The sequence below is a fragment of the Paenibacillus doosanensis genome, assembly GCF_025060755.1.
In the GTDB taxonomy this organism is placed as follows: Bacteria; Bacillota; Bacilli; order Paenibacillales; family NBRC-103111; genus Paenibacillus_S; species Paenibacillus_S doosanensis.
Map to the genome: position 1 here is coordinate 62,241 of NZ_JANYUY010000037.1, position 13,904 is coordinate 76,144.

A 13,904-nucleotide genomic window follows, 5' to 3' on the forward strand; every position below is an offset into this window, starting at 1 on the left:
ACAGCTTATCCCATTTTTCTTGAAGGAGGCCTACGTTCATGAGCCGGGTTTTCTCATGGCTGCAGCAGCGCGAGCGACGCGTGTTTTATTGGATGAACCGCCGGCTCCGGCATTCCGCGCTGAACGTTTTGTTTCATGCCGCAACCCATCTAGGCGGTGCCGCGTTTACGATCGCCGCCGCTCTTTCCTTAAGCTTGTTCGGTTCGGGCAGCCTGCAGTGGATCGGCCTGCATTGCTGCGCAACGCTTGCGCTTAGTCACATTCCGGTAGCCGTTATGAAACGGGTCTACCCGCGGCTTCGCCCTTATCTTGATCTTCCCGGCATTCATACATGCAAAAATCCGCTGACCGATCATTCTTTCCCGTCGGGCCATACGACGGCCTGCTTCGCCATTGCGCTTCCTATTGCTTACGCGCTGCCGTGGCTTAGTCCTATTTTACTTCCTGTTGCATTCTTTGTTGGCTTGTCGCGTATATATTTAGGACTGCACTATCCATCCGACTGCTTGGCGGGCCTGCTCATCGCCGCAGCCGCGGCTTGGGCCACCGCTCCTTTTATCGGCTGACAGCCTTGCGGTCCGGTTTGATCCGGGGATAGCGGCGGCAATGCGTTATTTGTTGGAAAATCCATTGTCACAAGGTATGGTGAAGCGCTATGCGTAAAAAAAGGGTCTTGCTATTATCCGAAGGCTTCGGAGCCGGACATACTCAAGCCGCTCACGCCCTTTCCCGAGGCCTTCGCATGCTGTCGCCCGATATCCAGACGCGAGTTTTGGAGCTCGGCTCTTTTCTCCATCCAACGCTGGCTCCCTGGATTTTTACCGCTTACCGCAAGACCGTTACATCGCAGCCCAAGCTGTACGGAATGATGTACCGATACAAACATAAGAAATCTTTAAACCGCTTCACCCGGCTCGCGCTGCACCGGATTTTCTATGCTCATGCGGCCGAAGTCATCGCGCAGCTGCGTCCCGATACGGTCGTCTGCACACACCCGTTCCCAAGTGCCGTCATCTCCCGGCTGAAGCGAACCGGTCTGAACGTCCCTTTGTGCACCGTCATTACCGATTATGATGCTCACGGTACCTGGGTTAGTCCGGAAGTGAACAAATATCTGGTATCGACTCCCGATGTGAAGCGGCAGCTGCTCGCACGCGGCGTCGCGGCCGACAGTGTGGAGGTGACGGGAATCCCCGTCCACCCCAACTTCTGGGAGCCGCATAACCGCGAGGAGCTGCGGACGCGCTTCCGGCTGAAGGCAATGCCAACCGTGCTGATAATGGGGGGCGGCTGGGGGCTTATGGACAGCGAGCCGTTTCTGCAGCATTTTACGCGTTGGCGGGATCGCATTCAACTGATCCTCTGCCTCGGGAACAACGAGAAGGCGCTGCAGGCGCTGTCCGAAGACGAGCGCTTCCGGCACGAAAACATTCGGCTGCTGGGGTTCACCAAAGAAGTCGACAAATGGATGGACGTGTCGGATCTGCTCATTACCAAGCCCGGCGGAATGACTTGTACGGAAGCGCTGGCCAAAGGGATTCCCATGCTGTTCTACAAGCCTATTCCGGGGCAGGAGGAAGAAAATCTGCAGTATTTCACCGAACACGGATTCGGCGAACAGATCCGATCGGAGGAAACGATCGAATATTGGTTCAAGCTGCTGATCAGCCGTTATCCCGATATGCAAAAACGCCGCATTCGCTTAAATCCGCAAACGAGCGGCTACAATCCGATGAACTCGATCCACGCGATTATGGATATTTTGCAGCGCTCCAGAGGGTTCATCGAGTCTTCCAAACCGGCAAGCATCGAGCTGCAGACCAGCTTGGAGCTGCAAAGCAAATAAGCAAGCCGGGCCGACTGTAGGCCTGGCTTGCTTTGCTGCAAGCTTCCACATTATGTTTAATCTTCCGGAGTCTCTTTCTTAAGCTCTTCGCTGTCGCGCTTCTCCTGCAGCTCCAGTTGATGCAGATGCGTGTTCAGCGCATTTTGCCCGATCACGACTTCGACGCGGTAAATGTTCATTCCCTTTTCGTGAAACTTCGTTTCATATTCCGTCATGACCAGATCGGTGCGGGGACCGTCAGCATGAAGATCGAGCGAAATATTGCGCATTCGAAGACCCATATCGGCAAAAGAATTCAACGAGAATTCAAAGAGCGATCTGGAATCCGTCTTAAAGTGGATTTGCCCGTCATCGTTCAAAATATCGATATATTTGCGAACGAAGCCGAAATGAGTCAGCCGGCGGCGCGCATGGCGTTTCTTGGGCCACGGATCGCTGAAGTTCAAATAAACGCGTTCGAGCTCGTTGGAGTCGAAAATCTCTTCAATTTTTTCAATATTAAACAAGGCAAGCTTCAAATTATCCAGGGAGCCGCCGTTTTCCTCGCGGGAGTGCTGCGCTTTCTCCGCCGCTCTGCGCATCAGTTCATCATACATATCCACGCCTATGTAATTAATATCGGGATTCAAGGAGCTAAGCTGGCTAATAAAGCGTCCTTTCCCCATACCAAGTTCGACATGAATCGGCCTGTCATTGCCGAACAATTCCTTCCATTTGCCTTTATAAGCAGCTGGATTTAATATGATAAGATCCGGCTGTGCCTCTAATGCTTCCCTGATACCTTTCCGGCCACGTAAACGCATAGTCATCCTCCAAAACAACTGCATGATCGTTATAGTTCAGTGACGATTATACTCTGAATCGCTCCTAAAGAAAAGGTCGGCCCGGGCAATAATCTGCCTGCAAGCCGACTTTTTCCGACATCATGACAAGTTGTTACACTTCAATCAGCCGGCCATTCAAGCTTTGCGAGCTCCGGCTGCCAAATGCGGCTGCTCAAACCCGATTAACGCTCGTCGACTTCGCGGCGGTTATTGCTGCGCAATCCGGCAAGACCGATCAGACCGAGCAAGCCCAGCCAGCCCCAGCCGGAGCCGGTTCTTGTCGTCGTATCGGCATTGGCGCGATAACTGTACGTATCGTAGTTACCGCCGTAGCCGTACGGTTTGTACGTATTATTATCATACGTATTGCCGTACGTATTCATCCGGTTCAGCAGGTTGTTGCCGTAATTGCGTGTCGTCGTATCGGTTGTTGTCGTTCCGTTGGTTCCGTAAGTGGAAGTCGTTCCGGTTGTTCCGGTAGTACCCGTTGTTCCGGTCCCGGTGGAAGTCATGCCCGTCGTGTTGGTAGTATCGACATTATAAGTGCCGTAGTTACCTGCAGTTTGCGTCGTCGTACCGGTGCCGTACGTCCCCGTACCGGTTGTGCCGTAAGTTCCCGTGCCAGTCGTGCCGTAGGAGGAAGAAGTTGTCGTTCCGGATTCGGCAAATGCTTGTGCGCCGCCAAATCCCAACGAAGCCGTCAAAGCCAGAGCCAACACGGTTTTGCTAAACTTGTTCATGGTTTAGTGATCTCCCTTCGCTGCTTGTAATGTTGGTGCACCTATAGCATGGTCGTCGGCGACGTCAAATATCCTTCGCTTCGAATAGGAGCTTTTGTCAAGGAAAAATTCGCAAAGGGCCGGTTTTTACGTTAAAATAAAGGTGGGGAAACCGCGGGCCAAGCCGCTTTCACCCATTCATTCTTGAATTCGGCCGGTAAATAATTGAAGCTAAAAAGGAGTCTTATATAGATGAAGCAAGTCGAACATGCTCCTATGCCGTCCTCATGGGGAGATAAACGTTTTCATACATGGAATGCAGAAATGCGCCGCCAATTCGGCACCAAGGTTTTCAAGGTCATGCTGGACGCCGGATTTACTTGCCCGAACCGCGACGGATCGATAGCGGCGGGAGGCTGTACGTTCTGCAGCGCCCGCGGCTCGGGCGATTTCGCGGGCAGCCGCCGCGACGATCTGGTAACCCAATTCAATACGATCCGCGATCTGCAGCATAAGAAATGGCCCGATGCGAAATATATCGGCTATTTCCAGGCTTACACCAATACGTACGCTCCCGTCGAGGAATTGAGGGAATATTATGAAGTCATTTTGCAGCAGCCCGGCGTGGTCGGCCTATCCATCGCTACGCGCCCGGATTGCTTGCCCGACGATGTCGTCGAATATTTGGCCGAATTGAACGAAAGAACGTATTTATGGGTGGAAATGGGATTGCAGACGATCCACGAATCGACGTCGCAATTGATCAACCGGGCTCACGATACCCAATGCTATCTGGATGCGGTGGCCAAGCTTCGCAAGCATAACATTAGAACCTGCGCCCATATTATTTACGGTTTGCCTGGGGAAACGCATGAGATGATGCTGGAAACCGGCCGCGCCGTCTCCAAGATGGACGTGCAGGGAATTAAAATTCATCTGCTTCACCTGATGCGCAAAACGCCTATGGTCAAGCAGTATGAAGCCGGTCTGCTGCAGTTTCTGGAAAAGGACGAGTACGTCAAGCTCGTGGTCGACACGCTGGAAACACTGCCTCCCGAGATGATCGTCCATCGTTTGACCGGGGACGCTCCGAGGGATCTGCTCATCGGTCCTATGTGGAGTCTAAAAAAATGGGAAGTCCTGAACGCTTTCGATCAGGAGCTCCGGCTGCGCGATACGTGGCAAGGGAAGAAGTGGAGTCCGGCCTAACCCGAACCGGAAGGAGTGAACTTCTATGAAAAAGAGGAGAAGAACGTCATCCTGGATGGCGGCGCTGCTCGCGCTAGCCATGCTCTCGGGCTGCGGCGAGGAATCGCCGCCGCAAAACAGCCCTGCGCCCGCGACGCCCGAGGCGGGCGGGCTGCTCACACCGCCGCAGGCGGGCGCGGACACGGACGCGGAGGCGAAGCCGTCCGATACCGGGACCGCCCCTGGCGGTGGAGACGCCACCGGTGCGCCGGCGGCGAGCGAGCCCGCGGCGCCGGGGAGCGCCGAGGCGAAGGGCGGCGTCTCAGCGGCTTCGGCCGCGCCGCAAGCGGAATCGGCGGGCGCGGCGAATACGCCCGCGCCGACAGCGACGCCGAAGCCGACGCCATCGCCGGCGCCGCAGAAGCAGCTGCCTGCGTCGACGCTGCCGCAACCGTCGGCGCCCGCGAAGGCGCCGGAGCCGACCGCACCTGCGGCGCCCGCGAAGCCGCAGACGGGCATGCAGGAGCCGGCGAAGGCGCCGGCTCCCGCCGTGCAAGACCCTTTCACGCCGCCCAAGTTCGGCGGCGGTTAATCACTAGCTGTTAGCAACGGAGGCAATCATTGTATGGGTTTCTTATCCATTTTAAGCTTCGCTCATAAACTGATTCAGGAACGTGTCGCCCCGGGAGAAACCGTCGTAGACGCTACGGCGGGCAACGGGGTGGACACGGTTTTTTTAGCTAAATGTGTAGGAGCTGCCGGCAGCGTGCATGTCTTCGATATTCAGGAGCACGCTCTGGAGCAGACAAGGCGAAGACTGGCCAAAGAGCTGACCGGCCCCGCTCCCGTTCATTTTCATCTGTGCAGCCATGCGATGCTGAAAACACAGCTGCCGGAATCGGCGCACGGACAAGTCGGCGCTGTCATGTTTAATCTCGGGTATTTGCCAGGAGCGGACGAATCCACCATAACGACGCCGGAATCGACGCTCCCCGCTCTCGACTCGGCGCTGGAGCTGTTGCGGCAAGGCGGCATTTTGACTATCGCATTGTATACGGGACACGAAGGCGGAGAGCATGAAGCTGCGGCAGTCCAGCTCTGGGCGCAGCAGCTGCCGCAGCAGCAATTTCAGGCGCTTGAATATCGGTTTATTAACCGGGACAATCACCCGCCTTATTTGATAGCGGTAGAAAAAAAACGGCTGCATTGATATAATGACCTAATTAAACTGGCCGGACAAGCGTATCCGCGGCGCATTCGTACTGGCGAAGCGCTTGCCGGCAAAATGAATAACAGGAAGGCAGGAACAACGCTTGAAACCGTATCCTTTATTATTTCAACCGGAAATGAAAGAACGCGTCTGGGGAGGCCGGGCGCTGGAGCAGTTCGGACTTGAGCTTCCTGACGGCCCGATCGGGGAAGGCTGGATGATCGGCGATCACCCTAACGGCACGACCAAAGTCGCAAATGGAGAATGGGCCGGTCTCGGGCTCGATCAAATTCGGGAGCAATACGGCCGCGAAATTTTCGGCAGCAAAGGCTTCTCCGAGAAGAACGGCCGCTTTCCGCTGCTGATCAAGCTGCTCGATTGTCAGGACGATCTGTCCGTTCAAGTACATCCGAACGACCACTATGAGCGGCTGCCTGAAGGCGAGCTCGGCAAGACGGAGATGTGGTACGTGCTGGACGCCAAGCCGGGCGCCAAAATCATCTATGGATTGAATGAAGGCGTTACGCGCGAGCAGCTCGCCGAGGCGATCGCTCAAAACCGCGTATTGGACTGCCTGCGCGAAATTTCGGTCGAGCCGGGAGATTCCTTCTATATCCCGGCAGGAACGGTGCACGCCTTGGGAGCCGGCATCCTCGTAGCCGAAATTCAGCAAAACTCCGACAGTACGTACCGTCTGTACGACTATAACCGGATGGGACTTGACGGCAAGCCGCGAGAGCTGCATATCGAAGACTCCCTGAATGTCATTGCCTATGAAGGCTCCGGCGCGACGTATATGAAAACCGATCTGGCGGCCGCTAATCAATGGCTGGCTTTGGCCGAATCGCCGTTCTTCATTACCGAGAAAGGTCAAGTCGATCGGCCGTGGAAGCTGCATACGAACGGAGACAGCTTCGTCATTCATATTATTTGCGACGGTACGGGCGAGCTGTCCTGGGCGGACGGCACGATCGCCGTCAAGCGCGGAGAATGCTATCTCATTCCCGCCAATCTGGGGCAATATACGCTGTCCGGCTCGATGACCGTGCTGCGCAGCTATTTGCCTTAAGCCGAGCGAGCCCGTACGCCGGTGAACATCTGAAGTCAGCCGTTCCTTTATTAAAGGAGCGGCTGTTTTTTTATGAACATTCGCAAACTAACAGAAAAAGCCCGCTTCCTCCGCCAAAAACCGGCGAAAGGAGACGAGCCTGATATAACTTTAGCCCCATTTGGTACGACCATCCTGAGCCTAACGGGCCATAGGCGCTGCGGCCTCCGTCGTATAATATTGCGGCTTTCCCGAAGCATCCGGCGGAAAATACATAATGAGAAGCTGTTCTTCCCCGATCATTTCCCCTGTGGCCAAATATTGATCGAGACGGAACGGAAGCCGTTCTATCATCACATGCTTGTGCAAATCCTTCTCACCGATGCGGAGCCGCGCAAAGCCTTCGGAAACCAGCTCCGGACGCTCCGCCAGCTGGCGGAAATAAGCGTTCTGCTCCGCCTTGTCCAACTTGTACTCCCACCATATTTTGCGCGGCTTGTATTTGTGACCAAGGAAATAATCCAGCTTCATCAAGCCCTCGATCCTCTCCATCCCCTCGGTTCCGCGATGTATAAGGAACGAATGCAATCGGGTGAACAGATCTTCAAGCTGATGCCCAATCTTCTGCCACCCCCGCGACTCCCAATAATCGCCGAATTCCTGAAAGAAGTCGAACGCCGAAACGAATTGCTCGCGTATCAAATACGAGACGGTATGATCCATCCGGTGTGCGTTCCAGTATTTCTCCAGCACGTCCTCGACCCGCTTAATTCGGACCAGATCGGAAAATGGCAATATATTGTTGCCCAATATCTCATAAGGCGCGTGATCCATATACAGGTAGCCGTATTTTTCCGCATCGGCTCTCATCCCGGTGCCCCGCAGCATTTTGAGAAAGCCGAGCTGCAATTCCTCGGGTCCCAGCTCGAACACATCGTTGAACGTTTTGCGGAACGACCCGTAATCTTCCTCGGGCAAGCCGGCGATCAAATCAAGATGCTGATCGATCTTGCCGCTCTCCTTCACCTTGGTTACGGTACGGGTCAGCTTGGCGAAGTTTTGCCTCCGTTTGACGAGATTATTCGTCATATCATTGGTCGACTGCACGCCGATCTCGAAGCGGAAGATGCCCGGCGGCGCATGCTCCGCTAAGTAATCGAGCACTTCCGGACGCATGATGTCGGCCGTAATTTCGAATTGAAATACGCAGCCCCGGTGGTTATTGATCAGAAATTCGAATATTTCCATCGCGTAATCGCGCTTAATATTGAAGGTTCTGTCTACAAACTTAATCAGCTTCGCACCCGAATCGATTAAATAGGTCAGATCACTTTTGGTCCGTTCCATATCGAAATAGCGGACTCCGACTTCAATCGAAGACAAGCAAAACTGGCAGCTGAACGGGCATCCCCGGCTCGTCTCGAAGTAAACGACGCGGTTCGCCAGACTCGGCACATCCTCGGCAAAGCGGTGCGGCGAAGGAATATCGTCCATCTTCAGCTTCGGACGCGGAGGATTGATAATGACTTTTCCTCCCTTGCGGTAAGCGGCGCCGAATACGCTGTACAGCTTGGCGTCGCCGGTAATTTCCGTCAGCAGGTGGTGGAAGGTCTCTTCCCCTTCTCCCATCACGATAAAATCGACCTCGGGCAGCCGATTCATCCAATACTCGGTATCGTAGGAGACTTCGGGACCTCCGAGCACGACGAGCAGCTGCGGATTAATTTTTTTCAGCATGCTGACGACCGTGATTGTCTCTTCGATGTTCCAGATATAACAGGAAAATCCGACGACATCGGGCCGTTTTTGGTACAAATCGGAGACGATGTTCATCACCGGGTCCTTGATCGTATATTCCGCGATATCGATATCGAAATCTTTTTCGCTGAACGCTTTCAAATAACGGAGCGCCAAAGAAGTATGAATGTACTTGGCATTCAGTGTGGACAGCACAACTTTCATTACGAAACCCTCATTTGCTTAGCTTTTATAACTTTATTTTACACGTAAACCGATTTGAACACAAAAAAAAGAAAATGGAACGGTGCGAAATATCCATTCCATTTTCCCGCTATGACCATGTTGATTGCTGTTCCATCTGATCCGCATCCGCTATAAGCGCTCCCGGCACCCATTCATCATGCCGCGTATCCGACCACATATTGGCGAGCGAGGTCAGCTGTTCTTCCACTTGAGCTTTTTGCGAAATGAGCTGTTCTCTGTCCCCTGCCGATTGCCGAATCGTTCTTTGCAGCTGCTGGCGCTGCTCCAGCCGTTTGGCCAATTCATATAAAATCATTATTCTCTTCCTCTCTGTCGTTTCGTTCTTATCCTTATCGTACCGCCCAAACATTAAGACAAGATTAGCGGAACATAAACGGACCGTTAAAAAAAGGTTACAATTTTGTTATCCACTCCTCATTCTTCCCTTATGCGTTGAAATATATGTAAAAGGATGGCGTCTTATGCAAAAAAATAGAGCATCCGCCGGCGGACACTCCTTGTTGTCGAAATAATGCTTGATTCCATCGAACGAGCCTGTCTTCCCTCGCAATACAAACCCTCGCTTGCCGGGGATTCATTTCTTTCCTATGCCCGCTCATGATATAGTAATAGCAGAATAAGAACCAAGGAATCGGAGCGAAGCCTGTTCATGAATAACCGGAATGGAAAACCCTTTAACACTGCCAAGAAGCCTTACCCTGGAAAAAACACCTCGGCCGGACGCCCTGTACACGCCGCCGGAAGCGGCGAAGACGTCAAATCCGGAGACCGGATTATTGTTACGATCAAGCGGATCGGCATTAACGGAGAAGGCGTTGGATATTACAAAAAAAAGGCGGTCTTTGTCGATGGCGCCCTTCCCGGCGAAGTTGTCAAAGCCCATGTGCTGAAGACAGAAACCAGCTATATGACCGCCAAACTGATCGAAATCGAAAAGCGGTCTCCCGACCGGCAAAAGCCGCCCTGTTCTCTGTTCGAGGAATGCGGGGGCTGCCAGCTTCAGCATATGACGTATCCCGCGCAGCTTCGCGCGAAGGAAGAGCTTGTCCGCGAAGCGTTTCAGCGTTACGCGCGGATCACAGAGCTGCCCTTGCGCCCGATCATCGGCATGGAAAACCCGTGGGGCTACCGCAATAAAGCGCAGCTGCAGGCCGGTTGGCAGCGCGAGCAATTCGTTACGGGCCTGTACGCGTCCGGCAGCCGCCGTCTGGTCGATATTTCCGGCTGTCCGATTCAGCACCCCGCTTTAAATGAAGTCACGAATAAGGTGAAGGCGATTCTCACCGAGCTGAACATTATGCCGTACCAGGAACGAACGCGCAAAGGCACCGTCCGCACGATTGTGACGCGCGTCGGCAAGCAGTCCGGTCAAGTGCAGCTGACGCTGATTACCGCGACCCCTTGGCTGCCGAGCCAAAGCAAGCTGATCGAACGAATCCGCAAACAGCTGCCGATGGTCGCGACGATCGCCCATAACGTGAACGATACGGATACGCCGCTTGTCTTCGGTGACGAAACCCGGATCTTATGGGGCGACGAGCGGCTGGACGAGCAGCTCGGCGAGCTGCGGTTCTCGCTATCGCCGCGCGCCTTCTTCCAGCTTAATCCGGAGCAGACGGTCAAGCTCTACGACGCCGTACGGGAAGCCGCGGCGCTTAGCGGCAAGGAGCTCGTCGTCGACGCCTACTGCGGCACCGGGACGATCGGGCTCTGGCTGGCGCCCCAAGCCAGAGAAGTGCGCGGCATCGAGCTCATCCCCGAGGCGGTGGAGGATGCTCGCCGCAATGCGCGTTTGAGCGGAGCGGACAACGCGGAGTTTATCGTCGGGCATGCGGAGAAGCTGCTGCCCGAATGGGTGAACCGCGGCGTCCGCCCCGACGTAATCGTTGTCGACCCGCCGCGCACCGGCTGCGACCGCGCGCTGCTCAGCGCGATCGCAGCCGCCAGGCCCGCACGACTCGTCTACGTGTCGTGCAATCCGTCCACCCTGGCCAAGGATTGCCAGGTGCTGCTCCAAAGCGGCTTCCGGCTGGAATGGATTCAGCCGGTGGATATGTTTCCGCAGACGTCGCATGTGGAGTGCTGCACGCTGTTAGTGCGTGAGGACAATTAAATCGGAGATGTATTGGCGGAAAAAGTAAAGAGGGACTGAACGTCCCTCTTTTGACATCAAAAAGCGTTAATATACTGAACATCAACCGCTTGGTTGGGAGAATAAGCAGTGATGAAATGAAAAATGGAGGTAGTATGAATACACGAGTCCGAATTCAAACAGTCTTTTTATATGGTGTTTTCCTATGTTACCTACTTTTTTTATTTAAATTATTGCTCTTATCAAGAGTTTCACTTGCGGATTTGCTAGATAGTCATAACGCTGTAGATAGGTCAATCAATCTCATTCCCTTCCATAGTATAAAGGAATATATATTTAGCAGCTCTGTCACTATAAAAAATTTCGCCTTTGCCAACGTGGGCGGCAATATAATTATCTTTATCCCTCTTGGCACCTATGTGTCATTATTCAAAAACAATAAAAGAGTATTAACCAATCTGTTATTTATTTTCCTAGTGAGTTTGTTGATCGAAATCATTCAGGGGATTTTAGGCATTGGAGCATCAGACATTGATGACATAATTTTAAATGGTTTGGGTGGATTAATTGGTATTTTAGGGTATAAGTTTTTATTATTTGTATTACGAAATGAGAAAAAAGTAAGTACTGCAATCACAATACTGTCTGCTATCGGATTACCTGTTATATTATATTTATTATTTATGGTGAGATTGCACCTCTAAATATTTTTAACGCATAGGCAAGAAGTTCCCCTCAAACTTTACTTTCTCGGGAAATGGCTTGCCCGAGTGCCCAGTACCAAGGCTCTTCTTGGCGAGATACAGATTAATATGGGTATGTTATGCTTTGCTTAGCCAACCACAAGTGTTTTTAAAATGCATTCACCTTTAAATATATGCGTGCTTTTTGTTTAAAAAAAATCAATTCATTACGGAATTATTTCACAATAAACGTATACACTTATTATTACATGGGTACATTTTTTTGCAAAAAGGAGGTGTTGTTTTGCCTAACATGGAAGATATAGATTCTCATTATATAAAACAAGTGTTGTTGAATGCATTCAACCAAGCTGGTCTACGCGAAGAAGATTTTTTCAACCTGGTTCGTCGGAATCCCAATATCAATAAGCTTGACGATCTTATAGCAGCTATTACAGCTGAAGACAAAAGTAAAAAAAATGAGACGATAATCTATCCGGATGTCATAGAGGTTTTTAAAAAATATAATGGGATTGTCACTGCAACCATTCTTAAAAAAAATCATATTAATTACTATCAGCTCAACAAGCTTGAGGAAATGGGTATGATTATCAAACTTAAACGCGGGCTTTACGCTCTTAAAGATATACGTTACATTATTGACGAAATAGTGGAAGCAGCTCTTTTTGTACCTAAAGGCGTCCTTTGCCTATATTCAGCCCTTGCCCATCATGAACTAACTACCTACACTCCAAGTGAATACAATTTTGCAATATCCCGAAAAGAGCGAAAACCTTCACTGCCAGATTACCCACCCATACGGCTATTTTCTTATGATGATGACACCTTTGATATGGGAATTGAAACGATTGATAAGGAAGGGCATGTTATAAGAATATACGATCTGGAGCGAACCATTTGTGATATAGTAAAATATAGAAATAAACTTGACGCAAATGTCGTTAAGGAGAGCTTGAATAATTACTCGTCCAGCAGGAAAAGGAATTATGCCAAGCTGCTTAAATATGCAGGTAAGATGAGAGTAAAGTCTATCCTAACTAATTATCTCGAGGTGCTATAATTGGTCACAAATGTTGCTGCCTCAGTCATCCATAGACTAAAAAACGTTGCTAGAGAGAATAACAAAGCGTTCAACACCATCTCCATCCTTTATTTTCAAGAACGCTTCTTAAAACGCTTATCGATGTCTAATTATAAGGATAATTTCGTCCTCAAGGGTGGATTGTACTTATATTCCGTAACACAATTCAAATCCAGACCAACAAGAGATATGGATTTCTCAGGTTATAAAATCAATAAAGATGCCGCTGTATTGGTCAATATCGTTAGTGCAATATGCCAGTTGCTACCTGATGATGTTGAGGATGGAGTTGTTTTCCACACGGATCGAATCGTTTCTGAAATCATTAAAGAAGATGCAGATTATGAAGGCGTACGGATCAAGATACCTTGCTCACTTGGCCCTATGAGGGAAACATTACAACTCGATATTGGTTTTGGTGATGTGATAGTACCTAGCCCGCAAACCATAGACTTCCCCGTTCTTTTACCTAACATGGTGAGGCCAGAAATATTGGTATACACGAATGATTCTGTTATTGCAGAAAAGCTCGAGGCGATGATATCGCTTTCCGTAGTGAACAGTCGAATGAAAGACTTTTTTGATATCTACACTTTGGCTCGTACCAGCCCGTTTGAAGGGCTTCGCTTGTACGAAGCTGTATCTGCGACATTTAGACAAAGGAACACGCATATTGAAAGAGATCATGTCGTTTTCACAGATGAGTTTTATAAGGATAGACGCAGAATTGTTATGTGGGATGCATTTATTAGGAATTTACAACCGGATTATTCGCCAACTTTCCAAGAAGTTATGGAACTCATTCATACCTTTCTCAAACCGATTTACGATCATGTGCTGGATGAAAATGAGTATTTTGGCAACTGGGATCATCACTCTTTAAGTTGGAATAATCGCCAAACTGCTGCAGCCAGCAAAGGGTGAAGAACTCCCCATTCGATCTGATTCAAGGGAGGACAGCCAATCTTGCGCCCCCAAGGAATTGCAGAACCAGCCGCTCTTCCCAAAGAAGTGCGGCTGGTTTTCCGTCAATCGTATCATAACATTTCATTGATTTAAGTAACTGTTGCCGCTGAAAGATAATGCCCAATTGCTGACGGGATTGCCTGTCCGAGAATTGCTGAATATAATGACCGTATCACAGAAAAGGAAAAGGATGCTTCCCATGGATGTGAGCCTGCGCCAACA

At 51.0% G+C, this 13,904-nt stretch carries 14 protein-coding genes; 10 read left to right on the forward strand and 4 right to left on the reverse strand.

The window, feature by feature from the left end; all coding sequences use genetic code 11:
* Positions 1–38: 38 nt before the first annotated feature.
* Together N0M98_RS22815 and N0M98_RS22820 are read left to right on the forward strand one after the other, a co-directional pair.
* Positions 39–566: a phosphatase PAP2 family protein gene (locus N0M98_RS22815; protein ID WP_259619273.1), complete on the forward strand. Its 528-nt coding sequence runs from the start codon at positions 39–41 to the stop codon at positions 564–566.
* 89 nt (positions 567–655) lie between these two features.
* The gene (locus N0M98_RS22820; protein WP_249865863.1) at positions 656–1,846 is read left to right on the forward strand and encodes an MGDG synthase family glycosyltransferase; all 1,191 of its coding nucleotides are present in this window, start codon (positions 656–658) and stop codon (positions 1,844–1,846) included.
* A 56-nt stretch (positions 1,847–1,902) separates the two neighbouring features.
* On the opposite strand, the gene trmB is transcribed toward N0M98_RS22820, so the two are convergent.
* The gene (gene trmB, locus N0M98_RS22825) at positions 1,903–2,649 is read right to left on the reverse strand and encodes a tRNA (guanosine(46)-N7)-methyltransferase TrmB (protein WP_249865864.1); all 747 of its coding nucleotides are present in this window, start codon (positions 2,647–2,649) and stop codon (positions 1,903–1,905) included.
* Positions 2,650–2,852: 203 nt separating this feature from the next.
* Positions 2,853–3,410 carry a WGxxGxxG-CTERM domain-containing protein gene (locus N0M98_RS22830; protein ID WP_259619274.1) on the reverse strand — a complete coding sequence of 186 codons (558 nt, stop codon included), beginning with the start codon at positions 3,408–3,410 and terminating at the stop codon, positions 2,853–2,855.
* A gap of 231 nt (positions 3,411–3,641) precedes the next feature.
* Between N0M98_RS22830 and mnmL the strand changes: the two genes are divergently transcribed.
* From mnmL to N0M98_RS22850, 4 genes are all read left to right on the forward strand, one after another.
* Positions 3,642–4,598, forward strand: a complete 957-nt coding sequence (mnmL, locus tag N0M98_RS22835; protein ID WP_259619275.1) for a tRNA modification radical SAM protein MnmL/YtqA — start codon at positions 3,642–3,644, stop codon at positions 4,596–4,598.
* 25 nt (positions 4,599–4,623) lie between these two features.
* Complete coding sequence (locus N0M98_RS22840; protein ID WP_259619276.1) at positions 4,624–5,169, forward strand: hypothetical protein; 546 nt, start codon at positions 4,624–4,626, stop codon at positions 5,167–5,169.
* A gap of 33 nt (positions 5,170–5,202) precedes the next feature.
* On the forward strand, positions 5,203–5,787 hold the full coding sequence (gene mnmM / locus N0M98_RS22845; RefSeq protein WP_249865868.1) for a tRNA 5-(aminomethyl)-2-thiouridylate-methyltransferase MnmM: 585 nt from the start codon (positions 5,203–5,205) through the stop codon (positions 5,785–5,787).
* A gap of 103 nt (positions 5,788–5,890) precedes the next feature.
* The gene (locus N0M98_RS22850) at positions 5,891–6,856 is read left to right on the forward strand and encodes a type I phosphomannose isomerase catalytic subunit (protein WP_259619277.1); all 966 of its coding nucleotides are present in this window, start codon (positions 5,891–5,893) and stop codon (positions 6,854–6,856) included.
* Between the two features lie 180 nt (positions 6,857–7,036).
* Here the strand turns inward: N0M98_RS22850 and N0M98_RS22855 are convergent, their stop codons facing one another.
* Entirely contained in the window at positions 7,037–8,797 is a 1,761-nt protein-coding gene (locus N0M98_RS22855) for a B12-binding domain-containing radical SAM protein (RefSeq protein WP_249865870.1), read from the reverse strand.
* A gap of 109 nt (positions 8,798–8,906) precedes the next feature.
* Entirely contained in the window at positions 8,907–9,134 is a 228-nt protein-coding gene (locus tag N0M98_RS22860) for a hypothetical protein (protein WP_249865871.1), read from the reverse strand.
* Between the two features lie 354 nt (positions 9,135–9,488).
* Here N0M98_RS22860 and rlmD point away from each other — a divergent pair, with 354 nt between their 5' ends.
* From rlmD to N0M98_RS22880, 4 genes are all read left to right on the forward strand, one after another.
* Complete coding sequence (gene rlmD, locus N0M98_RS22865; protein WP_259619278.1) at positions 9,489–10,952, forward strand: 23S rRNA (uracil(1939)-C(5))-methyltransferase RlmD; 1,464 nt, start codon at positions 9,489–9,491, stop codon at positions 10,950–10,952.
* Positions 10,953–11,086: 134 nt separating this feature from the next.
* The gene (locus tag N0M98_RS22870) at positions 11,087–11,635 is read left to right on the forward strand and encodes a VanZ family protein (RefSeq protein ID WP_259619279.1); all 549 of its coding nucleotides are present in this window, start codon (positions 11,087–11,089) and stop codon (positions 11,633–11,635) included.
* A gap of 283 nt (positions 11,636–11,918) precedes the next feature.
* Positions 11,919–12,695 (forward strand): type IV toxin-antitoxin system AbiEi family antitoxin domain-containing protein, encoded by a 777-nt coding sequence (locus N0M98_RS22875; protein WP_249865874.1) that lies wholly within the window; start codon positions 11,919–11,921, stop codon positions 12,693–12,695.
* Positions 12,696–13,640, forward strand: coding sequence for a nucleotidyl transferase AbiEii/AbiGii toxin family protein (locus tag N0M98_RS22880; protein WP_249865875.1), 945 nt, complete (start codon positions 12,696–12,698; stop codon positions 13,638–13,640). It abuts the gene before it with no gap.
* Positions 13,641–13,904 lie beyond the last annotated feature (264 nt).